This window comes from Methylobacterium sp. FW306-05-D (assembly GCF_058782155.1).
In genome coordinates, this window is the sequence record NZ_JBYSXL010000031.1 from 23837 (window position 1) to 50280 (window position 26444).

Here is a 26444-nt window from a genome sequence, read left to right on the forward strand (position 1 = left end):
GCCCTTATCCGGCGCGGCGTGGTCCGGTCGAGCCCGCCGACGGACGGGTCCCGCTCAGTTGTGCGACTGGATGAAGTTGCGCACCAGCGGGTAGGTCTGGCTCTCCCACTTGCGGCCTGAGAACACGCCGTAATGGCCGACGCCGGCCTGGAGATGGTGGCTCTTCATGTGGTGGGGCAGGCTGGTGCAGAGGTCGTGCGCCGCCATGGTCTGGCCCACGGCGCAGATGTCGTCGCGCTCGCCCTCCACCGTCATCAGCGCGGTCTTGCGGATGGCGCCCATGTCGATGGGGTTTCCGCGATAGGTCAGCTCGTTCTTGGCCAGGGTGTAGTCCTGGAACACGGTCTTGACCGTCTCGAGGTAGAACTCCGCCGCGAGGTCGAGGACGGCGAAGTACTCGTCGTAGAAGCCCTCGATCTGGCGCGCCTTGTCGGTCTCGCCGTTGGCCAGGTGCCAGAACAGGTCGGCATGGCCCTGGATGTGGCGCTTGGCGTTCATCGAGACGAAGGCCGAGACCTGCATGAAGCCGGGATAGACCCGGCGGCCGGCGCCCTTGTGCCGGTCGGGCACCGTGGCGATGAGGTTCTTCTCGAACCACGCGATCGGCTTCGAGGTGGCGAGGTGGTTCACCGAGGTCGGCGAGATCCGGCAATCCACCGGGCCGGCCATCAGTGTCATGCTGCGCGGGTGCGCCACGTCCTTCGAATGCGCCATCACGGCGGCGGCGGCCAGCGCCTGCACGGCCGGCTGGCACACGGCGACGAGATGCGCCCCCTCCCCGATCGCCCCGAGGAACTGAACGAGGTGGTCGACATAGTCGTCGAACCCGAACGGCCCGGCGCTCAGGGGCACGTCGCGGGCGTTGTGCCAGTCGGTGATGTAGACGTCGTGGTCGGGCAGCAGGGTCCGCACCGTGCCGCGCAGCAGGGTGGCGAAGTGGCCCGAGAGCGGCGCCACCACGAGGACGCGGGGCTGCTCGGTGTCGATGTCCTTCTTGAAGCGCAGCAGCGTCCCGAACGGCGTCGCGAAGGCCGCCTCCTCGGTCACCGGCACCTCGCGGTTGCCGACCGTCACGCTGTCGATGCCGTAGGCGGGGCGGGTGAAGGTCAGCCCGGCGCGCATCATCATGCGGGCGCCCGCGGACCACCAGGTCAGCGGTTCGCGGTAGCCGGCGGAGGTCCAGGGGGAGACGGCGTCGTGGACGAGACGTCCCCAGGCGCGCGTCTGCTCCGCCAGGTCAGACTGGGCATCGAAGGCACGGTAGAGCATGCAGCCCGAACTCCTACGCGAACGGTCAAATCGCAGAACGTCCGCGGCGAGCGGGCGCGACGGCAGAGCCGCCGACGATGGGGCGCTAGGCTGCGGCAGGCAGGGCCCGGACGCAACGGCCTTGCCGTGTGATATCCTGCGGTTGTTGTGCGTATGCATCACCGGGGAAGTGTCGCGCATCGCATCGGAATAACAGGTGAACATCGTCTCACCACGGGCCGTGACTGTGAAAGGTCAACCTATGCCGTGACAGAAGGCTCCCGTACCGGGTGAGCCGGCGATGCGGCGACCGGAAACATCCTGCCTATCGACGCGGCCCGGCGGCACGAGTCTTGGATCACGTGTCGGCGAGGGAACACGGGGGGACACCATGCCTGCGGCGACGCTGACGATCTCGAGCCGGAATTACTCGTCGTGGTCGCTGCGCGGCTGGCTGGTCTGCCGCATGGCCGGGCTCGATTTCGAGACGGAGCTCCTCTCCGGGAACGACGCCTCCACCCGGGCGGAACTCCTGCACCTGTCGCCCTCGTTCCTCGTTCCCCGCCTCGTCCACGGGGAGATCATCGTCTGGGACACCCTCGCCATCGCCCAGTACCTCAACGAGATCCGGCCGGAGGCCGGGTTCCTGCCGCGCAACGCCGTGGCCCGGGCCCATTGCCGCTCGATCTCGGGCGAGATGCATGGCGGCTTCATCAACCTGCGCTCGGCCCTGCCGATGAACCTCAAGGCGCGACACCGGAACTTCAAGATCTTCAACGGTGCGCGGGGCGACATCGAGCGGGTGATCACGATCGTCGACGAATGCCTGGGTCGCTACGACGGCCCGTACCTCTTCGGCGAGACGCCGAGCCTCGCCGACGCGATGTTCGCCCCCGTCTGCACGCGCTTCCGCACCTACGATGTCAGCCTGTCGCGCCGGACCGAGGCCTATCGCGACACCATCCTGGCCTGGCCGCTGATGGAGGAATGGGCGGACGAGGCGGCGCGGGAGCCCGACGAGATCGAGGAACTCGACATGGAGTTCTGACGGCTCCGATCCGACCGCCGCCCCTTCGGACCGGCAACGGAGGGTCGCGTGCGCGGCGGCACGTCACCATCGCGCGACGCGACCCATATTACTCTCATCGCAGTCGAGACGCAGAAGACACAGGGTCTTCGTCTCACACAGGAGTGATATTCTTTTCATGAAACATCGTCTTTTCGCCCTCGTTGCCGCAACTGTCCTTGCCGTTGCTGCTCCGGCGACCGGAAGCTTCGCGTTCGACCGCGTCGCGCCGGCCTACGGCGATGTGCCCGCCTCCCGCTACGACGACATCATGACGGGCTCGATCCGCTCCTACGATGTCCCGGCCACGGGCCGCTGCGCGGACAATTCGGCGAGCCAGGGCAACGCCAACCAGCAGAACTTCCCGGTCCAGCAATATGGCCAGACCTCGGGCGGCCCGCGCTGCTGATGCGGCCCTGACACCGCGACATCCGGCGACGTGACGTGACGTGACGTGGGCCGGCGCCGAGCGCCCGGCCACGGAGGAAGGCCCGGCCCCGTGCGGTCCGGGCCTTTTCGCGTTCCACCCCCCCGGGCTCCCCTCACTCGGCGGCGGCGCGAAGGCCGGGCTCGGCCGCGACGGCCGGCGGCGACGCCGAGACGGTGCGCGGCAGCTCGATCCGCGCGGTCAGGCCGCGCGGCGTCCGGTTGCGCAGGGTGAAGCGCCCCTCGTGCGAATCCACGATGGCGAGGACGATGGAGAGCCCGAGGCCGAAGCCGCTGGCGGTGTCGAGATTGCGCGCCCGGTCGCCGCGCACGAAGGGCTGGAGCATGGCGTCGCGCTCGGCCTCCGGGATGCCGGGACCGTCGTCGCTGACGTCCACCGCCACGCCGCGCTCGGTCTGCGTCACCGTCAGCCGTGCCGCCCCGCCATACTTCACCGCGTTGTCGACGAGGTTCATGATCGCGCGCTGCAATTCGTCCGGCCGGCCCTGGACCAGGACGTGGCGGGTCTCGGCGACCCGGACGTCGGCGCCGATATCGGCGAACTCGTCCGCGACGGTCTGCACGATGGAGGCGAGGTCGATCAGCGTCTTGGCGCCCCCTTCCGGGGAGTGACCGTCGCGCACGAAGGACAGGGCCGCCTCCACGAGGCCGTTCATCTGGTCGAGGTCGCGCAGGGTCATGGTCCGTGCGTGGTCGTCGTCGATGAACTCCGCGCGCAGGCGCAGGCGGGTGATCGGGGTGCGCAAGTCGTGGCTGATCGCGGCAAGCATCTGGGTGCGGTCGTCCACGAGGCGGCGCACGCGGGCCCGCATCCGGTCGAGGGCCCGGGACAGGGCGACGACCTCGCGCGGGCCGTTCTCCGGCAGGTCCACGAGGTTCATGCGGGTGCCGAAGACGTCCGCCGCCTCGGCGAGCCGGGCCAGGGGCGCGGTGAGCGCCCGCGTGGCCCAGAGGCAGATCAGCGAGACGGCGACCCCCAGGAACACGAAGGTGAAGATGATGGCGCCCTGCCGCATGGGCGGGCGGTCGTCGTCCGGCACCAGGGCCGAGAGCCGGGCGCCCCCCGGCGTCGCGATGCCGACGCGCACGCCCGGGGGGGCATCCGCCGGCCGCCCGGCCGCCGACAGGTCGGTGATGGCGAGGGGGCGGCCGAAGCCGTCGCGCAGGCGCTGGACCACGAAATGGTCGCTGAGCCGGTCCTCGCCCGCCGGCTCCGGCAGGGCGCTCCCGGCCTCGGTCCCGTCCCACGGCTCGATCCGCAGGGTCGGCAGCATCCGGGCGGCATTGGCGATCAGCGCCGGTCGGTCGGCCGGGCTGGCGCCGTCGAGGAGGCGGGCCACCGTGGCGAGGCGGTTGGCGGCGACGCCGGGATGGTCGTCGGGACGCCAGGGCTCGCGCAGGGTGAAGAAGGCCAGCGTCGCCATGGCGTGCGCCAGCACCACCGCGGCGACGATGAGCAAGGCGATCTGCCCGGCGACGCTCGACGGCACCAGGGCGCGCAGGCGGCTCCAGGACGGCTTCGTGACGCGGCCCTCATCGGGGGTCCCCATCCGGGGGTCGTTGATGCGCGGGGTCCTCATGCGCGGGTGACCTCCGGCGTGAAGAGGTAGCCGCCGGAGCGGATGGTGCGGATGATCTCGGGGTTGCGCGGGTCCTGCTCGATCTTCTGGCGGATGCGGCTGATCAGGACGTCGATGCTGCGCTCGAACGGGCCGGCGGCCCGCCCCTGCGTCAGGTCGAGGAGCTGGTCCCGGGAGAGCACCCGGCCGGGACGCAGGCAGAGGGCGTGCAGCAGGTCGAACTCCGCCCCCGTGATGGCGATGCGCGCATCCTCCGGGCTGAGGAGCTGGCGCAGGGAGACGTCGAGGGTCCAGCCGAGGAAGTGCAGGCGGCGCACGCCCTCCTCCGCCTCGGCCTCCGTGCCCGTGCCCCGCCGCAGGATGGCGCGGATGCGCGCCAGCAGCTCGCGCGGGTTGAAGGGCTTGCCGAGGTAATCGTCGGCGCCGATCTCGAGGCCGATGATCCGGTCGATCTCCTCGGCCTTGGCGGTGAGCATCAGGATCGGGATGCGCGAGGTGGCGCGCAGCCGCCGGCACAGGCTGAGCCCGTCCTCGCCCGGGAGCATCAGGTCGAGGACGACGAGGTCGACCCGGGCATCGGCCAGCACCTTGTCCATGGCCACCCCGTCCCCGGCGAGGCTGACCCGGCACTCGTTGGCGCGCAGGTAGCGGGCGACGAGGGCGCTGATCTCGCGGTCGTCCTCCACCAGGAGGATGTGGGGATGGGTGGCGGTCGTCTGCGTCATGGTCCCGAGCATCGCGGCTCCCTCCGCATCCGGGACCGGCGCCCGGACCCCATGCGGCTCTGTCAACGCGGGATTATGCGCCCGGCTGCGTGCAGTTCGAAGGGCCAGCGCGGCAGGGATTTGTAAATGCCTGTTTCGCGCGCCCGCGCCACACGGCCGGAAACATCCGCGGCCGGGCGCACAAAGCACCGGCGCGGATTGCCGGGACGCGCGGGGATTCTTATGTCGGGACGCGCAGGCGCCGGTCTCGTGGCCGTCACGGACGGATGGCGGCCTCACTGCTCCGGGAGACGACGATGCAAGGCTCGAACCGGCTGTTCGACGATTTCGCCCGCCTGATGACCGACGCCGCCGGAGCCGCACAGGGCGTGCGCCGCGAGGCGGAGACGGTGTTCAAGGCCCAGGTCGAGCGCCTGATCCGCGACATGGACATCGCCTCCCGCGAGGAGCTCGACGTGCTGCGCGACCTCGTCTCGGCCTTGCGCAGCCAGAACGACGCCCTGGCCGCCCGGGTCACCGCCCTTGAGGCGAAACTCGGCGCCGAACCGGTGGCCGGGGCCAGCGAGGCGATCTGATTCCAGGTTGATTCGCGGGCGCTCCCGCCCCGCCACGCTTGTGCACAGGAAGGAACGGTGGACGGTCGCTTTCCTGTTCACCGGCTTCCCGGGCCGCTTTGAAACGCGAGTCCAGCACGGTCTATAGTGGGTCATGACCTGATTCGCTCCCGCCCCGAAACGTCCTGAACCGAACAGAATCGCCGCCTGCCGTACCCTCACCGGGTGGGCGTGGAGCATTTCCGGACCAGAGCGCCAGCGGTGGCAGGATCGAGTTTCACAACGACTTCGCCGATCTTCACCGAGATCGACACACTGGACCGCCATGACCCAACTCCACATCGAAGATTACGATCGGCACGAGCATCCCCTCGACATCGTCGAGCGCCTCGCGTCGCTGCGCGACTGGATCTTCGACCGGGCCGAGACCGACGAGATGTCGGTCTCCGTGGCCGGGCGCTGGGCCGACTATCACGTGGCGTTCACCTGGATCGAGGACGTGGAGGCGCTGCACGTCGCCTCCGCCTTCGACCTCAAGGTGCCGGAGCGCCGCCGCACCGAGATCCTGACCCTGGTCTCCCTGGTCAACGAGCAGCTGTGGGTCGGGCATTTCGACCTCTGGTCCACCGACAACGTGGTGATGTTCCGGCACTCGCTGCTGCTCACCGGCGGCGCGGCCCCGACCCAGGGCCAGTGCACCATGATGCTGAAGTCGGCCGTCGACGCCTGCGAGCGCTACTACCAGGCCTTCCAGTTCGTGCTCTGGGCCGGCAAGTCGGCCCGCGAGGCCCTCGACGCGGTGCTGTTCGAGACCGAAGGCGAGGCGTGAGCACGCCGGCCACCCCCGTCCTTCCCGCCTCCCTCACCCTGGTGGGCGCCGGCAAGATGGGCGGCGCGATGCTCGCCGGCTGGCTGGCGGGCGGTCTCGACCCGGCCCGCACCACGGTTCTCGATCCGCAGCCGTCCCCCGAGATGCAGGCGCTCTGTGCCGCGCACGGGCTCGCCCTGAACCCCGCCGCGCCGCCGGTCGCCGATGCGCTGGTGCTCGCCATGAAGCCGCAGGGGCTGGAGGGCGCGGCGCCCGCGCTGGCGCCGCTCGTCGGCCCCCGGACCCTGGTGGTGTCGATCCTGGCGGGCAAGACCATCGCCAACCTGCGCGACCGCCTGCCCGGCGCCCGCGCCATCGTGCGGGCGATGCCCAACCTGCCCGCCAGCATCGGCCGGGGCGCCACCGGCGCCGTGGCCAGCGCGGCGGTCGATCCGGAGCAGCGGGCCCAGGCCCACGCGCTCCTCGCCAGCGTCGGCGTCGTGGAATGGCTCGACGACGAGGGGCTGATCGACGCGCTCACCGCCGTCTCGGGCTCCGGCCCGGCCTACGTCTTTCTCCTGGCCGAGGCGATGGCGCAGGCGGGCGTCGCCGCCGGCCTGCCGGCGGACATGGCCGCGCGCCTCGCCCGCTCCACGGTCACGGGCGCCGCCGCGCTCCTCGACGCCAGCCCCCGCGAGGCCGGGCTCCTGCGCCAGGACGTGACCTCGCCGGGGGGCACCACCGCCGAGGCCCTCGCGGTGCTGATGCGCAGCGGCGGCCTACCGGACCTGATGCGCGAGGCGGTGGACGCGGCGCGGCGCCGCGCCGGGGCCCTCGCGGGCTGAGCCGGCCCTGACGATCCGGCCGGCGGACCCTACATGAAGGCCTGATTGGACGAGGATCGCACGACCATGGCCAAACGCCCCGGCTCTCCCAAGCCCGAGACCCAGACGACCGAGACGGACTCCGCCGACACCCTGCCGGTGTCGGCCGCAGCGCCCGGGACGACGCTGCCTCCGCGCGAAGCGGCCGTCGAGGCCCTGATGCGGCTCGCCGCCGAGCAGCCGTGGAACGACATCGAGGTTAGCGACATCGCCCGGGAGGCGGGCCTGACGCTGGCGGACCTGCGCGACCTGTTCCCCTCGAAGGGCGCCGTGCTCGGGGGCCTCTCCCGCATCATCGACCGCAAGGTGCTGGAGGGCGACACGGCCGATCTCGCCGACGAGCCGACCCGCGAGCGCCTGTTCGACGTGCTGATGCGCCGCCTCGACGCGATGACGCCCTACAAGGACGCCCTGCGCCGGATCTCCTACGCCCTTCGCGGCGACCCGCTCTCGATGCTGGCGCTGAACGGCGTCGCGCTGAACTCGCACCGCTACATGCTGGCCGCCGCCGGCATCAACACCGAGGGCCCCCTGGGCCGCCTCAAGCTCCAGGGCGTGGTCATCGCCTTCGCCCGCACGGTGGAGGTCTGGCTCGACGACGAGGATCCGGCGCTGGCCCGCACCATGGCGCGGCTCGACAGGGAGATCCGCAACGGCGAGCGCTTCATGGAGCGCGCCGACGACGCCCGCCGCCTCACCGCCCCCTTCCGGGCACTCGGCCGCTCGCTGCTCGATCGCGGGGGCCGCTCGCGCCGGGCGCGACAGGCGGCGGACGACCGCAACGAGGACGAGGGCAACCCCCTCGGCGGCGATCCGGCCGCCGCGATCTGACTCCTACCCCCCGGCCGACCGGTCGGGATCGGTGAAGCTGACCCGGTGCACGGTCCCGGCCGGGATGAACAGGGTGTCGCCCGGCCCCAGCACCGTCTCCGCATCCCCCATCGCGACCCGCGCCGCCCCCGCGAGCAGCAGCACCCATTCGTCATGGGCCTGGCGATAGGGCTGGTCCGGCGGCGTGACCTGTCCCTGCGAGACGATCCGCTCGATCCGGCAGCCCGGCCGGGCGAGGAGTTCGGTGGAGACCTCGCCCTCCGAGGCGTCGGGCAACTCGGCGAGCAGGTTGGCGCCGGGCATCATCCGGGACAGGCTCGGTGCGGGGCTCGCGGCGGCCGGCGAGGGCCGGGCCGGCGGCCCGCAGCGTCCGGCGTCAGCCCCGGCCGAGCAGGCGATGGACCTGCCAGGTGAGCATCATGCTCGCGACCATCAGGGTCGCGTAGAGGAGGTGGAGGAGAAGCGGCGCGTCGTGCATCGGCTCGAACCCGTGGAGCTGCGGTGCGAGGGAATGCGCCTCCCTGCAACAACCGCGCCATGGATTCCGGCCCCGCGCCGCCGGCCCCTCAGGATAGCGGTGCGGCGCTCCGGTCGAGGGCCTTGTTCGCGACGAGGCGCATCAGCACCGCCAGCAGGTCGGTCTGGGTGATGATCCCGAGGATGCTGCGGTCCTCGGCCGTGACCACTACCGCGTGCGCGTGGCCGTTGGTGAGCGGCTCGATCAGGCCGAGCACCGGTTCGGCGGCGCCGGCCGTGCGCGCCTCGGACATCACCCCAGCGAGGTCGCCCTCCCCGCTCCGGGCGAGTTCGCGCAGGCCCAGGGTCCCGGCGAGGCGGCCGGCCTCGTCCACCACCGGCAGGGTCCGGATGTTGTGCCGGAGCAGCAGGTCGCGCGCCCGCGCCAGGGGCTCGTGCAGCCCGATCGTGATCACGTCGCGGGACATCACGGCGTGGCACGCCAGCGTTCCGTGCGTCCGCACGAGGGCCTGGTTCTCGACCTCGCGCAACAGGCGGTCGAGGTCGCTGCGGTCGATGTCGAGGGTCTCGTGCAGGCTGAGGAGCGCCGCATCGACGTCGCGGGCGTTGAAGCCGACCCGGATCGGGGCCGGCAGGTCGGCGGTGCCGTGCGGGTTGGCCGGAGGTGCGGCCGGGACGTGCGGATACGTGCGGCCGGAGATCCGGTGGAAGGCGATGCCGAGGCTGACCAGGATGATGGAGTTCAGGCAGACCGGCACGAAGGGAAACAGGAACCCCGAGGAGGCGATGGCCGGGCCGCCGATCAGCGCGGTCAGGGCGGCCGCGCCGCCCGGGGGGTGCAGGCAGCGGGTGAACGACATCGCCGCGATGGCGAGCGAGACGCCGACCCCGATGGCCAGCACCGGGTTCGGGATGAAGTGGGCGGCGGTGACGCCGATCAGGGCCGAGATCGTGTTGCCCCCGATGATCGGCCAGGGCTGGGCGAGCGGACTCGCCGGCACCGCGAAGAGCAGCACCGCCGTCGCCCCCATGGGCGCGACGATGAGGGGAATGTGCGGCCCCTGCCCCACCATCCAGCCGGAGACCAGCCCTGTCAGGGCGATGCCGATGAGGGCGCCCAGACAGCCGATCAGGCGCTCACGCAGCGTCGCGCCCGCCAGGATCGGCCGGAACAGGCGGGAGCCGAACAGCGTGGCGGCTGGGCGGTCGGGGCCGGCGGTGTCGGACATTCCTCTGCCCTCGCTCGCGCAGGGCCCGCAGAGCGGGCGACCGCTGAAAATGCAGGCTTGCGACTCTGGTATACCAGATCGACCTTACAGAGCGAGGCGCAAATTGCAAACCGTATAGGCATAATGCCTTCCGCAAAGGCAGACCTTTGGTCCGAGTCACCGGTCGGAAGGCGTGATGGGTGGACGCGCGTTCGCGGCTGTCGGGCGCGCGCCCTGCGGCTCAGCCCTGCGGGTCGGAGCGGCCGGGCTCGACGATGACGCTGGGGGGCGTCGGGCCGGCGCCGTCGAGGACCTTGCGCAGGGCGCGGGCCCGGGTGCGGCCGGCGCGGCGGCGCGTCTCGGGCACGGCGCCGTATTCCCGCGCCACCTCGGCCACGGCGGAGCGGGCGATCGTGCCCTGCTCGGCCGCGTGCTCCGCCATGGCGAGGCTGTCGGCGGCCAGCACGAGGCTGCTGCCCGCCGCCTCCACCGCCTCGGCGAGCCTGGCGATCTCCTCCAGACGGCCGGCATCCCGCGAGACGTTTCGGATGTAGACCGCCGCCACCCGGCCCGGATGGGCGGCGACGATGCCGGCATAGACTTCCGGGTCGTGCTGGCCGCTGTCGCCGATGAGCACGAAGGGCAGGTCGTGGTAGAGCGCCAGCATGTGGTCGATGAGGTGGCGCTTGTGGTCCTCGGCCCGGCGCGGCAGCGGGCTCGTCCAGGACAGGCCCCATTCGCGCAGGAACAGCACCGGCCCGACGGGAATCCGGTGCAGGACGAAGAACTCGCTCAGCATGTCGTAGAGGCCCCACGGCGCCCGCGAGACGTAGAGCATCGGGTTGCCCTCCGCTCCGCACGGCCCCGCATAGAGCGCCCGGTAGAGCGCGGCGGCACCCGGGAAGGCGACCCGGTTCTCGGCGTCCTCCACGAACAGGCGCCACAGCATCTTGACCTTGTTGGCCACGCCCGTGCGCATCACCGTGTCGTCGATGTCGCTGATCACCACCCGCCGGCAATCGGCCGACGGGATGAACACCTGTCCCGTCGCCCGCACGGGTTCGGGGCCGGCCAGATCGAGCTCCATCTCGTGCCAGGAGGCCTGCGGGGGCGCGGGCAGGTTCGGCCGCAGGTGGACGCGGAAATAGCCGTCGCGGTCGGTGACGACCCGCTCCTCGCAGCCGAAGAAGCGCGCGGTGAGAACCGCGCCCGCCACCTTGCGGCGGGTGATGCGGCGCCGGATGTCGCGCAGTTCGGCGGCCCAGCCCTCGTCCGGCGCCTCGGCGGCCCGGCGCGACTGGCGGAAGACCCGCCCGATGAGGAAGACCTCGTCGCGCGAGCCGTAGCCCCGGTAGGTCTCCACCACGGTGCCGGCGCGGCCCTGGGACCGGCGCACGGGCTTGGCCAGCAGGCGCAGCGCCCGCAAGGTGCCCTTCGCGAACCGGGCGGCCCCTTTCGGGCCGGTCATGGGTGCGTCGTCATCGTCGTGGGGCCCCGTTTCGGCATCGGCGGTTCAATGCCCGGCGCCGGCAAAGGTTCGGCGTGCGCCGCTTCGGCCGCGACCGAAGGGCTGTGGACGGTGCGCGCCATGCCGTCGCGCGAACGGAACAGGGCCATCCGCCCCCGGTTCACCTCGGCATCCCGCGTTCCGGGTGCGGTCAGCGTCGAGTCCCCATGCATATCCCCACCGACGACAGCGGCCATCCCCTGGCCGTGGCCTTCCAGGATTTCATCCGGAGCCAGCCCTTCCCCTGCGTCGGCGCGAAATCCGCCCTCTCGAAGGGCCAGATGAAGATCGTCGTGGCGCGCAGCATCGCCTCGAGCTGGGACGATGCCCGACTCTATCCGGCGCTGCTCGCCTTCATCTGCCGCTACCGCGCCAAGCCCGACCTGTTCCAGAGCTTCGCCGTCATCTTCGAGGATGCGACCGATCTGGGCGAGGAGGCCTTCGAGGGCCATCTCTGGGACCGGGTGCAGTCCCTGTCGGACAAGGACGCGTTCCTCGGCCAGCGCTACGACACCCGCGTCGAGGCCGATCCGAACGATCCGCACTTCTCGCTCTCGTTCGGCGGCGAGGCGTTCTTCGTCGTCGGCATGCATCCCGGCGCGAGCCGGCCCGCCCGTCGCTTCCCGCACCCGGTGCTGGTGTTCAACCTGCGCGCCCAGTTCGAGCAACTCCGCGCCGAAGGCCGCTACGAGAAGCTGCGCAGCGCGATCCTCTCCCGCGACGAGGCGCTGGCCGGCTCGATCAACCCGATGCTCGCCCGGCACGGCGACGCCTCGGAGGCGCGCCAGTACAGCGGCCGCGCCGTCGATGCCGACTGGATCTGTCCGTTCCGCGGCCGTGCGACGGAGGACCGGGATGCCGCCTGACGCCCCGACGCACGAGATCGCGCCCCGCTCCGGCGTGGCCTTCACCCTCGACAAGGGCGAGCGCCTCACCGTGATCGACCCGCAGGGCGAGCAGGTGGCCGACCTCCTCGCCTTCGTGCGCGGCGACCTCGACGAGGTGATCTCGTCGGGCCGGACCCTGGACTATGCCAGCCGGATCTACCTCACCACCGGGGACCCGATCTATTCCAACCGCTCGAACGTGCTGCTGCGCATCGTCGAGGACACGGTCGGCCGCCACGACTTCCTGCTGACGCCGTGCTCGGCCGACACCTTCCGGATCATCTACGGCGACGCCCACCCGCACCGGGGCTGCTTCGGCAACCTCGCGGCGGCGCTCGCCCCCTACGGCGTCGCGCCGGACCGGATTCCGGTGGCCTTCAACGTGTTCATGAACGTCACGGTGGACGGCGGCACGGGCGAACTGAAGGTGGAGCCGCCGCTGAGCCGGGCCGGAGACCACGTCACCTTCGCGGCGGAATGCGACCTCGTGATCGGGCTCACCGCCTGCTCGGCCCTGCAGTCGAACAACAACAGCTTCAAGCCGATCCGCTACCGCATCGACCCGGCCCGCCCCTGAGGCGGGTGCCCGAGGGGCCCGCGGGCGTGCTATGGGCGGCGCCCGGATACCCCGGCGCCGTCCCTCCCGGGGGCGGCCCGTCGTGAACAGGTCGAAGCGAGCCCCATGCGAACCATCGTCTATGCCGACGGCGGATGCGACCCCAATCCCGGCCCCGGCGGCTGGGGCGTGGTGATCGAGGCCGAGAGCGGCCGGATCGAGCTCTGCGGCGGCGACCGGACCACCACCAACAACCGCATGGAGCTCACCGCCGCGATCAACGCCCTGCGCCACTTCCCCGAGGGCGCGCAGATCGAGATGCGCTGCGACAGCCAGTACGTCATCAAGTCGGTGACCGAGTGGATGCGCGGCTGGAAGGCCAAGGGCTGGCGCACCGCCACCGGCCCGGTGAAGAACGTCGAGCTGATGCAGGAACTCGACGCCCTGGCGGCGCGCCGCGACGTGCGCTGGACCTGGGTGCGGGGCCATGCGGGCGAGGCCGGCAACGAGCGCGCCGATCGGCTGGCCGCGCAGGGCCGGCGCGAGGCCCTCGGCCTGCCGCCGCGCCCGGAGAGCGGACCGGCGCCGCTGACCGGGACGGCCGCCCTGCGTGCCGGCGCCCCGGCGATGTCCCCGTCGGTCTCGCCGGCCGCCCTGGCCACGGCCCCCGCGGCGGCGGAGGCGGCCCCGCCGCGCACGAGCGCGATCCCCCTCGATCTCGGGCTCGGCCTGGAGGTGTCGCGGGCCGCGAAGGCCTCCGGGCTGACGCCCCAGGCCTACGTGGAACGGGCCGTTCGCCTCGCCCTCGACCTCGGCCCCGAGGGGCTGGAGCGCGCCCGCGCCGACCTGCGCGGCGCCAAGGTCGCGAAGGGCGCCGAGGATCAAAAGGGCGCGAAGGGCGCATCCACCCCGTGAGTCCGGCGGGCGACCCCGCGGGCGCGCCCCTCCCTGCCGGCTTCTTCGCCCGGCCGGCGGCGGCGGTGGCCGTCGCCCTGATCGGCTGCGACCTGCGGGTCGACGGGATCGGCGGGATCATCGTGGAGACGGAGGCCTACGATCGCGGCGACCCCGCCTCGCACAGCGCCAACGGCCCGACCCGGCGCAATGCCAGCATGTTCGGGCCGCCGGGGCACGCCTATGTCTACCGCTCCTACGGCATGCACTGGTGCCTGAACCTCGTCTGCGAGCCGGGCAGCGCGGTGCTGATCCGGGCGCTGGAGCCCCGCCACGGGCTGGAGATGATGGCGGCGCGTCGCCGGCTGTCCGACCCGCGCCTGTTCTGCGCCGGCCCCGGCCGCCTCTGCCAGGCGCTCGCCGTCGGCCTCGCGATGGACGGCCTCCCCCTCGACGCGCCGCCCTTCGCGCTCGCCGCCCCCGGGACGGCGCCGGCCTGGATCGCCGATCGCCGGATCGGCATCTCCCGCGCGGTGGAGACGCCCTGGCGCTTCCTGCTCGCCGGATCGCGCTCGGTGAGCCGGCCGCCGTCGCGTCACGCGAGTCCCGGCAGCGCGCTCACGCCGCCCGGACGGTCTCCAGGAAGCGCGTGACCTGCACGGTCAGGTGCTCCGACTGGGCGGTCAGGTCGGAGGCCGACACCAGCACCTGACGGGCGGCGGCGCCGGTCTCCTCGGCCGCGTGGGCCACGCCCGAGATGTTCTCGGTGACCTCGCTGGTGCCGCTGGCGGCCTGGCCCACGTTGCGCACGATCTCCTGGGTCGCCGAACCCTGCTCCTCGACGGCCGCCGCGATCGAGGTCGTCACCTGGCTGATCTCGCCGATGCGGCCGCTGATGGTGCGGATCGCCCCCACCGCCTGCGCCGTCGAGGCCTGGATGCGGCCGATCTGCTCCTCGATCTCGTGGGTCGCCCGCGTGGTCTGGTTGGCGAGTTCCTTGACCTCGGCGGCGACCACCGCGAAGCCGCGCCCCGCCTCGCCCGCCCGGGCCGCCTCGATGGTGGCGTTCAGTGCCAGCAGGTTGGTCTGGCCCGCGATGGTGGTGATCAGCGCGACGACGTCGCCGATCCGGGCGGCCGCGGTGCTGAGGTCCTGCACGAGACCGGCGGTCTGGGCCGCCTCCTCCACCGCCCGCAGGGCGAGGTTGGCCGAGCCGTCCACCTGCCGGCCGATCTCCTGAACCGACGAGCCGAGCTCCTCGGCCGCCGCCGCCACGGTGTTGACGTTGGAGGCGGCCTCCTCGGCGGCGGCGGCCACCGTCACCGACCGGTCGGTGGTGCGGGCCGCGTTGGTGCTCATCGCCTCGGCGGTCTCCTGCAGCGCGCCGGCCGAGGCCGAGACGGTGGCGATGATCGAGCCGACCGCGGTCTCGAAGCCGTCGGCGAGTTCGCGCATGGTGCGCTGGCGCTCGGCCGCCGCCGCCCCATCGGCGATCTGGCGGCGCTCGGCCTCCTCGGAGGCCTTGCGGGCGACCAGGGCCCGGATCTCCTCCACCGCACGGCCCACGGCGCCGACCTCGTCGCGCCGATCGCGCCCGAGGATCACCGCGTCGCCGTCCCCGCGCGCCATCCGGCGCAGGGCCTCGACCAGCTGGCCAATCGGACGGGTGATCCCGAACACGGCGACGAGCCCGGCCGCCGCCAGCCCGGCGAGCAGGCCGAGGCCGCCGAGGAGCAGGGTGTTGAACCGGGTCCGGTCGGTCATCGCGGCGAGGTCGCGGGCACCGTCGTCGACGAAGGTCCGGATGTCCCGGCCGAGGGCGCTGCCCTCCGCCACCATGGCGTCGAAGGTGGGATCGACGGTCTCGTGCAGCAGGGTGACGGCCTCGGCCTTCAGGCCGCTGCTCGCCAGGGTGCGCGCCTCCGAGCTGTCGGCCATGAAGCGGTTGACCTTCTGCTTCAGGGCGTCGATGCGCGGCGCGAAGCTGGGCGCCCCGTCCCGCAACTCCGCCAGCACCTTGTTCAGGCGCTCGCTGGCGTCTTCGAAACCCTTGTCCGTCTTCTGCATCTCGACGGGGCTCACCTCGGCGATGTTGCGGAAGTTGAAGTAGCTCATCGTGAAGACCAGCCGGTTGACCGTCCGCAGGTCGGCGATCGCCTTCGTATCGTGGGAGATGAAGCGGCTGTAGGCGCCGTCGATCATCGTCATCTGCGTGGTGGCGTACCAGAGACAGCCGCTGACGATGACCCCGATCAGACTGACCACGGCGATCAACTTGGTGATGATACTGAAGCGCGCGAGCAAACCCACGAGAGATCTCCGGACCGACATCGACATCCTGACTAACGGTCGGATGCTTAAAGTCCCGCTAAGGAATCGTATCGGAGTGGTTTTTCTAGCCCCTGATCTCGACGCGGCATTATAATTACTGTCACACGGAAAGTTTATCTGCCGGCTCTGTCATGTCTCATGCAAATTTCTGCGCCACTTGAACATGAATACATCACGGACGATCCCAACGTCTCGAAAGCTGGGCGCCCCGCAGGCACGGATGAAAAAAACCCGCCTCGGCGGGCGCCGGGCGGGGATTGAGGTCATCGAGCTTGGGTCGTCGGTGCAACGGTCGGGCGGCGCTATGGTTCCGGTTCGGCGCACGGCTCCTGAACCGCCGGTCGAATCCCCGCGTTCCCCTGGCCAGGTCTGCCCACGGCGGGGCCTGCGCCGTACACCAGGGAATAACCATGTCCGCCATCGACGACCGGAAGACCCAGTATCTCGCCGAGCGCGCGCGCCTGATGGCGGAGCTCGCCGCGCTCGGGCAAGAAGCCCATACGGAGAAGCGCCAGTTCGAGGACGGTTACGCCCTGCGCGACATGGACGAGAGCGCCCGCGAAGGCCTTCGCCTGCGTATCGGCGAGTTGACCGCGCTGATCGAGAAGATCGAGACGGGCGACGCCTGAGGCGCGGGCCGGGCACCGCCATCAAAAAAGGGCCCGCAGGGTCGATGCCCCGCGGGCCGAGACGGTCCGAAACCTTGGAGATCCCGAGGTTAGACCGCACCTCCAGGCCCGACATCCTTCAAATGGGGGGTGCGGCGACGATCATCAGTCCTTCGCAAACGGCGTCTAGGCATCGATCCGGAGTCCGGAATCCGCGAGCGCACTGGAGCGGCCCCGCGAGTCGTCGATGGCGATGGGGCCTGGGCCGGGAGCGCACCTGCGCTGTTTGCGCAACAGTGCGACCGCTCCGCTGCGGACCCGGATTAAACCCTATTGTCACAGTTATAGCATCGTCTATACCGCATCCCTGGAACGGAGGCTCGGGGGGCGTCATGACGAGATCGGATCGCTTTGGGCGCGGCGGCCCGGACAGCGGATTGGCCGCCGGCCTCGCCCTGCTCACCCTGACGGCCATCTCCGGCGCGCAGGCCGCCGATCCGGGCAAGCCTCGCCCGGTGGTCCCGGCGCCCGCCTATGTCGACTGGTCGGGCCCCTATCTCGGGATCGAGGGCAGCGCCGGCAATTCCTACGGCGCCTACAACTTTCGCGACACCACGGTCGGCGGCCGCCCGGTCCAGGCGTTCAAGACGGGCGACGCCACCGGCCGGTCCGACCTCGGCCGCAACGCGACGACCGCCGTCGGCGGCCTGTTCGGCGGCTACAACTGGCAGACCGGCCCCTGGCTCGCCGGCATCGAGGCCGATGTCGCGGGGGCGAACCTGAAGCGTCCCGTGCTCCTGCCCACCCTCGGCGACGTCGGTGGCGGCGATCCGGGCCTCGGCCTGATTCGGGCCAAGACGGATGTCTACGGCACCCTGCGCGGGCGCTTCGGCTACGCCTTCGAGCGCGCGCTGGTCTACGCGACCTTCGGGCTCGCCGGCGCCGATGCCCGCATCCTGGCGAGCTATCCCGACCCCGGCACCGGGCTCGTCTCCACCGCGCGGCGCGACCTCTCCTCGCTCGGCTTCACCCTGGGGGCCGGCGTGCAGTTCGCCGTGACCGAGAGTCTCGCCCTCGGAATCGACTACCGCTACCTCGACCTCGGCGGCAGCGGCCGCTTCGGCCTCGGCGCCGTTCCGGGCCTCGGCCCGGTGGCGACGCGGCTGGACGCGTTCACCTCGCACCAGATGATGGCGCGCCTGTCCTGGCACCCGAACGGCTTCGTGCTCCCGCCCGAGGCCGAGGAGGCCGCCCCGCACGACCCCGGCGACGGCTTGGGCGACCGCTTCTCGCTGCATGGCCAGACCACCTTCATCGCCCAAGGGGTGCCGGGCTTCCGCGCGCCCTATACCGGTCCGGCCAGCCTGATCGGCCACCAGGTCCAGTCGACCACCACCGCCACCGCCTTCCTGGGCCTCAAGCTCTTCGAGGGCACGGAACTCTACTACAACCCGGAATTCTCCCAGGGCTTCGGCCTGAGCCGGACCCTGGGCGTCGCCGGCTTCGTCAACGGCGAGGCGCAGAAGGCGGGCGCGCCGTTCCCGAAGCTGCGCTCCAACCGCTACTTCGTGCGCCAAACCTTCGGCCTCGGCGGCGAGACCGAGGACGTGCCGGACGGCCCGAACCAGGTCGCCACCCGGCGCGACATCGAGCGGATCACCGTGGTGGCGGGCAAGTTCGCCCTCGGCGACTATTTCGACGGCAACGTCTACGCGCACGACCCCCGGGTCGACTTCATGAACTGGGGCATCTGGGCCTCCGGCGCCTACGATTTTCCCGCCAACCTGCCGGGTTTCACCCAGGGCGTGATGGTCGAGTACAATCGCGCCGAGTTCGCGATCCGCGCCGCCTACACCCAGGTGCCCAAGGAGCCGTCCAGCGACGTCCTCGACCCGCGCGTCTTCCGCCGGGCGGGCACCACCATCGAGTTCGAGGAGCGCCACGTGCTGCCGGGCCTCGACCAGCCCGGCAAGCTGCGCCTCGGCTTCTTCACCAATGTCGGCAACACGGCCGATTTCCGCGAGGTCGTGTCGCTGACCCAGGCCGGCGTGTTCGGCGACATCAACGACGCGGCCGCCGCCACCCGGGCGGCCCGGCGCAAGACCGGCTTCTACCTCAACCTCGAACAGGCGGTGACGCCGGACCTCGGCGTCTTCGCCCGCTTCAGCGCCAATGACGGCCGCAGCGAGAGCCTGTCCTTCACCGACATCGACCGCTCCGTCTCCGGCGGCGTGTCGCTCAAGGGCACCGCCTGGGGCCGCCCCGGCGACACGGTGGGCCTCGGCACCTCGATGAACGCGATCTCGCCGAGCCACCGCGCCTTCTTCGCCCAAGGCGGCGTCGGCCTCCTCATCGGCGACGGGCGGCTCAACTACGCCCCCGAACGCGCGGTCGAGGCCTACTATGCCTTCGCGCTGAACAAGACCCTGACCCTGTCGCTGAACTACCAGCACGTGGTGAACCCGGCCTACAACCGCGACCGCGGGCCGGCCGATTTCTTCGGCACCCGCATCCACGCGGATTTCTGAATCCCGGGCGCTCCGTCAGGAGCGGGGACGCTCCGGCTGGTCGCAGCGATAGGCGCGCCCGTTGACCGAGGCGACCGGCACGAAGCGGCCGCCCGCGGCCCGGCACTCGGCGACGTGCGCGTCCATGGCCCACTTGTCGGCGAGCGCGAGGCTGAGGGGCACCACCGTGACCACGAGCAGGAGCGCGACCACGGCGCAGACCGCCCAGCCGACGCCGCGGGGCGGCGGCTCCGGCGGATGGAACCGCTCGGGGGGCAGCGGCGCGAGGAACGCCAGCGTGGTGAGCCCGAGGAGAGTGGCGGCGCCCATGGTCATCCCGCGCTCGTGATCATCCCGCACCAATCCGGTTCCCCAGGGTAGCCGATGCGGGCGCTCCGGGGAGGCGACCATACGAAGCAGCGAGCCTCGCGCCCCGTGCGGGGCCCGCCTCAGGCCCAGCGCGCCAGGGCCGCCTCCGCCTCGGCGGCGTTGTCGCGGATGCGGTAGATGGTCTGCCGGCTGAGGCCCGTCGCGGCGGCGATGGCGGAGATCCCCCTGCCCTCGCCGAGCGCGCCGCGCACCGCCTCGTACTGCGGCCGGGTGAAGCTCGGCTTGCGCCCGCGATAGGCGTCGCTCCGCTCCCGCGCCTGGGCGATCCCGGCCTTCTGGGCCTCCCGCATGGCTTCCGCCTGGGCCTGGGCGGTCGCCGCCATGAAGCCGATGAGGGCGTCGCGCACGGCCTGCTGCATCGGGTCGACCGTGGCGCCGTCGAAGGTGAGCCGGTGGATCACCGTGCGCACCACGACGCCGCGGCGCATCATCTCCCGCAGCGTGTCGCAGACATCCGCGTAGTTCCGGCCGAGGCGGTCGACCCAGCGCACCACCAGCACGTCGCCCCGCCGGAGCAGATCGAACAGACGGCGCCCCTGGGGCCGCTCGCGCAGGGCGGTGTTCAGGCCCGAGACCCCGTCATCCGCCACCACCTCGTCGATGGCGAACCCCGCCGCCGCGGCCTGCGCCTGCTGGTGCGCGATGGTCTGGTCGCCTGTCGAAACCCGGGCATACAGAATGGTCTTCATCGTTCACGGCCGCGCTCATGGAATCCGGCCGCAGGACGGGGGGCAGCGGCTCGGCTGTCAATCCTCCGCGCGGGCCGAGACTCTCGGGGAGAATCGGGATCTTCGGGGCGAACAGAGGGCTTGCCGGACGCCCGGCGGCGCCGGGACGGTCGCGCGCGAGGTCCGGGACAGGGGATCGCGCCGGACCCGCCGGTCGATGCGCCTCGGTTCGGGCGAAGCTCCCTTTGGACCGCCCCCGGAGGCTCGACCGGAGCATGTCATCGTCCGGCGCAGCCACCGATTGCATCCGCCCAGACCTGTCGGGGAACGGGCCCGTTTCTATGTTCCCCAACATTCAGCGTTCGAATTTCGGCCCCGACTCGCGACGCGCACCGACGGGCATCGCATCGTATCTCGACGTTTACTGAACGAGTACCGCAGCCAAGCCGGAGGCCTGCGCTGATTTACCATCGGCGAAGTGGCGGACGAGTCCTTTCCGCCCTGTGAATATCGCAGACATTTGATTGTGGAACCATAACGGATGGTCTAAAGTTGCAACCCGGGCAGTTAGACTCCCTTCGACTCAGGGCTTTGGGCCAATGACCAGACTTCACGCGGCCCTCGCCGGACTCGTCGCGTCCACCTGTCTTTCGATTTCTGGCGCATCGGCGGCGACGAACGGCTGCCTGTCGGCACGCTCCACCGAGACCGATGCCGCTGCCGAGCGTCTCGCGGCCGATCCCGCCTCGCTCCTGACCCAGTTCGGCACGGGTGGCGGAACGATGGCCATCGAGGTTCGGAACGCGACGCTCCGGAACCCCGACCTCGTGCCTCAGCTCCTCTCCCTGAACGGCAAGGGCAACACCGATCAGATGCGCGCCCTCGGCACCGGCCTGGGTGCGGCGGCGGTGATCTGCATGCGGAGCAACCCGGCGATCGCCCTGCAGATGCAGCGCGCCGTGGTGGTCGCGGGCAACACCGACGTCCAGCGCGGCTTCGAGGGCGTGGCGGGCGACATCGTGACGGAGTCGATCGTGGCGCCCACGTCCTTCGCCCCACCCGGCGAAGTCGCCGACAGCGTCCCCGGCGGGGGCGTGTATCCCCGGCCGCCGGTCGAGCGGAGCGGCGGCGCGCTGCCCACCGGCACCACCTACCTCCTGGGCGGCAACCTGATCGCCGTGATCGGGTCACGCGGGGCGTCGGGCTCCTCGGTCCAGTCGATCCGGGACACGCCGAACGGCCGGTTCGGGTCCGTCAGCACCTTCCGGCCTTGAACCGAGCAAGAAAATTTGCGATCCATGCCTCGGTCGTTGCGTCGCACAATTTTCGGGTGACGACACCCTTGTCTGAGGGGGGGCTTGGTCTAAGGTCCGCCCTACGCAGCCGGTCGCGATCGGGACTACCGTAGCGCTCTGGCCGCGCGCAGGTTGGAGGTCGCAGTCTTGAAGGCATGGCCAGACGCTGCAGGATCGATCCGGTCCCGTACCGGGTTCCACGCCGAATCGATTACACCCACGCTGCGCGCGAAGGCACGGTCCCTCGCCTCGTCCGGGCGGGCGGGCCTCGCGACGCGCGGTGCCGCCCTGCGTGACGGCTCCCGGGGCATCGGGATCGGGCGCAGGACCCAGCCGAACACGGGCGCTCGCGCAGCGGGCAGGATGACGACCGCGGATCGCGCGTCGTCGACCGGCCTCGGCCCGATTCGTGCAGATGTCGTTCCGTAAGTCTGCGCGATGAAGAGACGAGCGGGATCTCAGGGGCTGAGGCGGCGATGTCCGGCTCCGGCGAACGGGCTCCGGTCCAAGATCGATGGTCAGGCGCACATGCCTTTCTAAACGCGCATTGCTGGTCCAGACCGGCGCGAGAGCTCGGAAGGTCGGACCTGCCTTCGTCGATTCAGAGACAAGGCGTTTTGTTACATTGTCTTCGAACGCACCAAGTGGTCTTCGAGTGCACCAAGTGACCGGTGGGAGAATAGCGGGATGCTGAAGCTGCTGGACCAGACGCGTCCCATGCCGGAGGAGCCACCGGAGCGGCCGGCCAAGAAGCTCGACCTCAAAGACATGATCATGATCCTGCGCCGGCAATGGCCTGTGATCCTGGCCTGCACGCTGGTCGGCATGCTCCTGGCCCTCGGCTACGCCGCCACCGCCGCACCGCGCTACACCGCCTCGGTCAAGCTGCTGATCGACACCCGCAAGAACAACGTCATGTCGAAGCAGGAGGTCAATTTCGGCGGCCCCGTCGATGCCGGCGCGGTCGAGAGCCAGGTCGAGATCCTGAAGTCCGAGGGCGTGGCGCGGACCGTGATCCGCGACCAGCAGCTTCTCAAGGACCCGGAATTCGTCGGCTCGGGATCGCCGTCGCTGATCGGCTCCCTGCTGTCGATGCTGTCCCCGGGTGATGCCGAGCCGACGGTCCGCTCCGACGAGGACATCGAGCGCGACGCGATCCAGAACTTCGTCCGGCGCGTCACCGCGAAGCGCGTCGGCCTGACCTACGTGATCCAGGTCGATTTCCAGTCGGGCAGTGCCGAGAAGTCGGCGCGCCTCGCCAACGCGATCGCCGATGCCTACATGGTCGGCGAACTCGACGCGAAGTTTCAGGCGACCCGCCGGGCCAGCCGCTGGCTCCAGGAGCGCATCGCCGAACTCAAGACGCAGGCGACGCAGAGCGACCTCGCCGTGCAGGCGTTCAAGGCCGACAACAACATCGTCGACACCAGCCGCGGCCTGATGAGCGAGCAGTCGCTCGCCGACGTGAACAGCCAGCTGATCCAGGCTCGGGCAGTCACGGCGGAAGCGAAGGCCCGCCTCGACCGCGTGCGCGAGATCAGCAACGGCAACCTTCCGGACGCCACCGTCGCCGATGCGCTCCGCAACGACGTGATCAATCGCGCCCGCGCGCAATATCTCGACGCCGCGCGCAAGGAGGCGGACTGGTCGGCCAAGTACGGCCCCCAGCACAGCGCCACGGTGAACCTTCGCAACCAGATGGAGGAGCTGAAGCGCTCCATCATCGACGAGGTCCGGAGAATCGCCCAGACCTACGAGAGCGATTACAACATCGCCCGCGCCCGTGAGGTGTCCCTCGAGACCAGCCTCTCGAAGCTCGTCGATCAGGCCGGCACCACCAGTCAGGCGCAGGTGAAGCTGCGCGAGCTGGAGAGTTCCTCCCAGACCTACCGCAACCTGTACGACACCTTCCTGCAGAAGTTCGAGGAGGCGACGCAGCAGCAGACCTTCCCGATCACCGACGCCCGCGTGATCACGCCGGCGACGGAGCCATCCGGAAAGTCGGGGCCGAAGACCATGCTGATCGTCCCGGCGGGCACGATCGCGGGATTCATGATGGGCCTCGTGGCGGCGATCGGCCTCGAACTCCTGAACAGCTTCTTCCGCACCCCGGCGGAGATCAAGCAGCAGACCGGCCTCGAGTGCATCGGCATCCTTCCGTCCGTGCCGGATTCGAATGCGAGCCCGCCCGCGATGGTCGACGTCACCTCGAAGGTCACCCTCGGCAAGGGCAGTCGCTTCCGTCACGTCGTCGATACGCCCTTCTCGCGCTACACGGAGGTGCTGCGCAACGTGAAGGTCTCGATCGACATCGCGCGCCTGGGCCGTGAGGTGCGGGTTATTGGACTGATCTCGTCGCTGCCCAAGGAAGGCAAGACCACGGTCGCCGCCAACCTCGCGGAACTGGTCGCCCAGACCGGCCACCGGGTCCTGCTGGTGGACGGCGACCTGCGGAACCCGACCCTGACGCGCAACCTCACTCCCCATGCCGAGGTGGGCGTCGTCGAAGTCCTGCGCCGCTCGATCAGCCTCGCGGACGGCGTGTGCCGCGATACCGACACGGGCCTGGACTTCCTTCCCGCCGTCATACCGCAGCGGATCCCGAACACGGCCGAGCTCCTCTCGTCGATGGCGATGGCTCAGCTGCTGTCGGAAGCGCGCGGGACCTACGAGTACGTCTTCGTCGACTTCGCGCCGATCATGTCGGTCGCGGACGCGAAGGCCGCGGCTCACCTCATCGACGCCTTCGTGTACGTCGTCGAGTGGGGCAAGACCTCCCAGCACGCCGTGGTCGAGGCGCTCTCGAACGCCTCCGCCATCCACGAGCGGACCCTCGGCGTGGTGCTGAACAATGCCGACGTCGCCGCGCTGAAGCGTCTCGAGTTCTACAAGGGCCGCTACTACAGCAACTACTACCACGAAGAAGCGGCCTGATCCGTCCTCCCCGACGGCGACGGCGCCGTCGGGGTTCCAGGGACGCTTCGCGGATTCCCCATCGAGCGGAGCTACGCGGTTCGGATCGGCCGGGCGCCGGCCTCGGGGGGCCCGCGCATCCGCCCCATGCCTGCCGGCCAGGGATGCGATCGCCGAGACCGCGATCGCCGAGGGACGATCCGGGGCCGCCACGCGGCGGTCCGGCCTTGCCCTCCCCCCTCCGTCGCGAGATCCCCTCACGCAGCCTTGAACGGGTGGAACCCGGAACGCAGGGCCGGCCAGTCGGTTCATCCGGGAGATGTCCCAGCCGGAGCCCGTGACCTTGCCCCCGATCCTGCAAGCGCCCGTCCGTTACAGCCCCGAGGTGGAGGTGATCCGGCCCGATGAGGGCGAGACCATCGAGCAGCTGAATCACACGTTCGACAGGATCCTGGGAACCGTCGCGGACCATTCGGGCCATGCGGTGCGTTCGGTCCACGCCAAGTCGCACGGAATCCTCGAAGGCGTTCTCCGGATCGACGATGGCCTTCCGCCGGAACTGGCGCAGGGTCTGTTCGCCAGACCCGGCGAGCACCCGGTCTACATGCGCCTGTCGACCAATGCGGGCGACATCCTTCCCGATGCCGTATCCCTGCCGCGCGGCCTCGCGCTGAAGGTGCTCGACGTGGAAGGCGAGCGCCTGCCGGGGGCCGAGGGCAGTACCCAGAACTTCATCATGGTCAACGGCAAGGTCTTCCAGGCACCGAACGCCGAGAAGTTCCTCGGCAGCCTGAAGCTACTGGCCGGCACCACCGACCGGGTCGAGGGCCTGAAGGTGGCGGCCTCGACGGTGCTGCGCGGGGTCAACAAGGCCCTGCACGCGGTGGGCGTGGAGAGCACCACCATCGCCTCCCTCGGCGGCGCACCCAATGTCGATCCGCTCGGCGAGACCTATTACAGCGTCACGCCGTTCCGGTACGGCGACCACATCGCCAAGTTCTCCGTCGCCCCGGTGGCTCCGGCCCTGACCGCGCTGACCGGCAGCGAGATCGACGCGTCCGGCCGTCCCGACGCGATCCGCGAGACGGTGCAGTCCGAGATGCGCGGCATCGAGGGCGTCTGGGAATTCCGCGTCCAGCTCTGCCGCGATCTCGAGCGCCAGCCGGTGGAGGACCCGACCTCGGAATGGAGCGAGGAGGAGGCCCCCTTCCAACGCGTCGGGCTGATCACCGTGCGGCCGCAGGACAGCTGGGACGCCGCGCGGGTGCAGGCGGTCAACGAGGAGATGCGCTTCAGCGTCTGGACCGGGCTCGCCGCGCACCAGCCGCTGGGCAACATCAACCGCGCCCGCAATGCCCCCTACAAGCACTCGGCCGAATTCCGGCAGCGCTTCAACGGCTGCCCCATCCACGAGCCCGGCGCCGAGCGCTGAGATCCGGCACCGGCCGTCCTCCCGATCCCCCCCAGATCCCCCCATGCAAGGACGCCGCATGAGTCCGCTCGCACGAACCCTGGTCGCCACCCTGCTGGTGGTCCCCGTCGCGAGCGGGGCCTTGGCAGAGGCGGGCGACCATGCAGGCCATGGCGCCGTCACGGTCCCGGACGCGGCCAGCGTCGTCTACGAGCCGGGACCGGCGAACCTGCCCAAGGGCACGCAGATCAGCCGGGTGGCGGGCGATCCGGCCAAGGCCGGCCCCTTCGTGCTGCGCATCAAGTTTCCCGCCGACACCGTGATCGCGCCCCACACGCATGCCCAGGCCGAGACGCTGACCATCCTGGCAGGTTCGATCTACCACCAGCATGGCGCGACGCTGGACAAGAGCGCCGGCAAGGTCCTGCGCGCCGGCGGCTTCGTCTACCTGCCGCAGGACATGCCGCACGCCCTCTGGACCACGGGCGAGCCGGTGGAACTGCAGGTCAATGGAACCGGTCCCTTCGGCCTGAACTACATCGACCCGGCCGACGACCCGAGCCGCACGGCCCAGGGGCTTCGCTGAGGTCGAGCCGACCCGTCTCGACCCGCGCCACCGGGCCTGCCCGCCAGGCCGCCCCATTGAGCC

25 protein-coding genes are annotated in these 26444 nt (G+C 70.8%); 16 read left to right on the top strand and 9 right to left on the bottom strand.

Annotated elements, in window-relative coordinates:
• Positions 1-54: 54 nt before the first annotated feature.
• Positions 55-1269, bottom strand: a complete 1215-nt coding sequence (locus tag AC3WLN_RS12645; RefSeq protein ID WP_492481654.1) for a polyhydroxyalkanoate depolymerase — start codon at positions 1267-1269, stop codon at positions 55-57.
• Positions 1270-1639: 370 nt separating this feature from the next.
• Between AC3WLN_RS12645 and AC3WLN_RS12650 the strand changes: the two genes are divergently transcribed.
• On the top strand, positions 1640-2296 hold the full coding sequence (locus AC3WLN_RS12650; RefSeq protein ID WP_492481656.1) for a glutathione S-transferase family protein: 657 nt from the start codon (positions 1640-1642) through the stop codon (positions 2294-2296).
• Between the two features lie 157 nt (positions 2297-2453).
• The gene (locus AC3WLN_RS12655) at positions 2454-2723 is read left to right on the top strand and encodes a hypothetical protein (protein WP_492481658.1); all 270 of its coding nucleotides are present in this window, start codon (positions 2454-2456) and stop codon (positions 2721-2723) included.
• A 133-nt stretch (positions 2724-2856) separates the two neighbouring features.
• Here AC3WLN_RS12655 and AC3WLN_RS12660 read toward each other — a convergent pair whose 3' ends face one another.
• Positions 2857-4311 (bottom strand): ATP-binding protein, encoded by a 1455-nt coding sequence (locus AC3WLN_RS12660; protein WP_492481696.1) that lies wholly within the window; start codon positions 4309-4311, stop codon positions 2857-2859.
• A 26-nt stretch (positions 4312-4337) separates the two neighbouring features.
• Entirely contained in the window at positions 4338-5066 is a 729-nt protein-coding gene (locus tag AC3WLN_RS12665) for a response regulator (protein WP_463773489.1), read from the bottom strand.
• Positions 5067-5362: 296 nt separating this feature from the next.
• On the opposite strand from AC3WLN_RS12665, the gene AC3WLN_RS12670 reads away from it, so the two are divergent.
• From AC3WLN_RS12670 to AC3WLN_RS12685, 4 genes are all read left to right on the top strand, one after another.
• Positions 5363-5641, top strand: coding sequence for an accessory factor UbiK family protein (locus AC3WLN_RS12670; RefSeq protein WP_463773487.1), 279 nt, complete (start codon positions 5363-5365; stop codon positions 5639-5641).
• Between the two features lie 304 nt (positions 5642-5945).
• On the top strand, positions 5946-6449 hold the full coding sequence (locus AC3WLN_RS12675) for a type III secretion system chaperone family protein (RefSeq protein WP_463773485.1): 504 nt from the start codon (positions 5946-5948) through the stop codon (positions 6447-6449).
• On the top strand, positions 6446-7273 hold the full coding sequence (gene proC, locus AC3WLN_RS12680) for a pyrroline-5-carboxylate reductase (protein ID WP_492481661.1): 828 nt from the start codon (positions 6446-6448) through the stop codon (positions 7271-7273). The genes AC3WLN_RS12675 and proC overlap by 4 nt, the downstream gene beginning before the upstream one ends.
• Positions 7274-7339: 66 nt before the next feature.
• The gene (locus AC3WLN_RS12685; protein WP_492481663.1) at positions 7340-8143 is read left to right on the top strand and encodes a TetR/AcrR family transcriptional regulator; all 804 of its coding nucleotides are present in this window, start codon (positions 7340-7342) and stop codon (positions 8141-8143) included.
• Positions 8144-8146: 3 nt separating this feature from the next.
• Here the strand turns inward: AC3WLN_RS12685 and AC3WLN_RS12690 are convergent, their stop codons facing one another.
• From AC3WLN_RS12690 to AC3WLN_RS12700, 3 genes are all read right to left on the bottom strand, one after another.
• Positions 8147-8449: a cupin domain-containing protein gene (locus AC3WLN_RS12690; protein WP_492481665.1), complete on the bottom strand. Its 303-nt coding sequence runs from the start codon at positions 8447-8449 to the stop codon at positions 8147-8149.
• Positions 8450-8709: 260 nt separating this feature from the next.
• Positions 8710-9849: an HPP family protein gene (locus AC3WLN_RS12695; protein ID WP_492481667.1), complete on the bottom strand. Its 1140-nt coding sequence runs from the start codon at positions 9847-9849 to the stop codon at positions 8710-8712.
• 220 nt (positions 9850-10069) lie between these two features.
• Positions 10070-11296, bottom strand: a complete 1227-nt coding sequence (locus tag AC3WLN_RS12700) for an App1 family protein phosphatidate phosphatase (protein ID WP_492481669.1) — start codon at positions 11294-11296, stop codon at positions 10070-10072.
• 206 nt (positions 11297-11502) lie between these two features.
• Between AC3WLN_RS12700 and gntA the strand changes: the two genes are divergently transcribed.
• From gntA to AC3WLN_RS12720, 4 genes are all read left to right on the top strand, one after another.
• Entirely contained in the window at positions 11503-12201 is a 699-nt protein-coding gene (gene gntA, locus AC3WLN_RS12705; RefSeq protein WP_492481671.1) for a guanitoxin biosynthesis heme-dependent pre-guanitoxin N-hydroxylase GntA, read from the top strand.
• Positions 12191-12799 carry a DUF1989 domain-containing protein gene (locus AC3WLN_RS12710; RefSeq protein ID WP_492481673.1) on the top strand — a complete coding sequence of 203 codons (609 nt, stop codon included), beginning with the start codon at positions 12191-12193 and terminating at the stop codon, positions 12797-12799. Before gntA ends, AC3WLN_RS12710 begins: the two co-directional genes overlap by 11 nt.
• A 105-nt stretch (positions 12800-12904) precedes the next feature.
• Complete coding sequence (gene rnhA, locus AC3WLN_RS12715; RefSeq protein WP_492481674.1) at positions 12905-13693, top strand: ribonuclease HI; 789 nt, start codon at positions 12905-12907, stop codon at positions 13691-13693.
• Positions 13690-14325: a DNA-3-methyladenine glycosylase gene (locus tag AC3WLN_RS12720; protein ID WP_492481676.1), complete on the top strand. Its 636-nt coding sequence runs from the start codon at positions 13690-13692 to the stop codon at positions 14323-14325. The genes rnhA and AC3WLN_RS12720 overlap by 4 nt, the downstream gene beginning before the upstream one ends.
• Here AC3WLN_RS12720 and AC3WLN_RS12725 read toward each other — a convergent pair.
• Positions 14291-15982, bottom strand: a complete 1692-nt coding sequence (locus AC3WLN_RS12725; RefSeq protein WP_492481678.1) for a methyl-accepting chemotaxis protein — start codon at positions 15980-15982, stop codon at positions 14291-14293. The two genes, AC3WLN_RS12720 and AC3WLN_RS12725, sit on opposite strands and share 35 nt — an antisense overlap.
• A 431-nt stretch (positions 15983-16413) precedes the next feature.
• Here AC3WLN_RS12725 and AC3WLN_RS12730 point away from each other — a divergent pair, with 431 nt between their 5' ends.
• A complete protein-coding gene (locus tag AC3WLN_RS12730) occupies positions 16414-16632 on the top strand; it encodes a hypothetical protein (RefSeq protein WP_492481680.1) in 219 nt (72 codons plus the stop codon).
• Positions 16633-17003: 371 nt separating this feature from the next.
• Complete coding sequence (locus tag AC3WLN_RS12735; RefSeq protein ID WP_492481682.1) at positions 17004-19139, top strand: carbohydrate porin; 2136 nt, start codon at positions 17004-17006, stop codon at positions 19137-19139.
• A 15-nt stretch (positions 19140-19154) separates the two neighbouring features.
• Here AC3WLN_RS12735 and AC3WLN_RS12740 read toward each other — a convergent pair whose 3' ends face one another.
• Both AC3WLN_RS12740 and AC3WLN_RS12745 read right to left on the bottom strand, forming a co-directional pair.
• Positions 19155-19478 carry a hypothetical protein gene (locus AC3WLN_RS12740; protein WP_492481684.1) on the bottom strand — a complete coding sequence of 108 codons (324 nt, stop codon included), beginning with the start codon at positions 19476-19478 and terminating at the stop codon, positions 19155-19157.
• Between the two features lie 89 nt (positions 19479-19567).
• Positions 19568-20197, bottom strand: a complete 630-nt coding sequence (locus AC3WLN_RS12745; RefSeq protein ID WP_492481686.1) for a recombinase family protein — start codon at positions 20195-20197, stop codon at positions 19568-19570.
• A 578-nt stretch (positions 20198-20775) separates the two neighbouring features.
• Here AC3WLN_RS12745 and AC3WLN_RS12750 point away from each other — a divergent pair.
• From AC3WLN_RS12750 to AC3WLN_RS12765, 4 genes are all read left to right on the top strand, one after another.
• Positions 20776-21450: a hypothetical protein gene (locus AC3WLN_RS12750; protein ID WP_492481688.1), complete on the top strand. Its 675-nt coding sequence runs from the start codon at positions 20776-20778 to the stop codon at positions 21448-21450.
• A gap of 708 nt (positions 21451-22158) precedes the next feature.
• Entirely contained in the window at positions 22159-24405 is a 2247-nt protein-coding gene (locus tag AC3WLN_RS12755; protein WP_492481690.1) for a polysaccharide biosynthesis tyrosine autokinase, read from the top strand.
• 334 nt (positions 24406-24739) lie between these two features.
• On the top strand, positions 24740-25816 hold the full coding sequence (locus AC3WLN_RS12760) for a catalase family protein (RefSeq protein ID WP_492481698.1): 1077 nt from the start codon (positions 24740-24742) through the stop codon (positions 25814-25816).
• A 58-nt stretch (positions 25817-25874) separates the two neighbouring features.
• Positions 25875-26381 carry a cupin domain-containing protein gene (locus tag AC3WLN_RS12765; protein WP_492481692.1) on the top strand — a complete coding sequence of 169 codons (507 nt, stop codon included), beginning with the start codon at positions 25875-25877 and terminating at the stop codon, positions 26379-26381.
• The last annotated feature ends 63 nt before the right edge of the window (positions 26382-26444 follow it).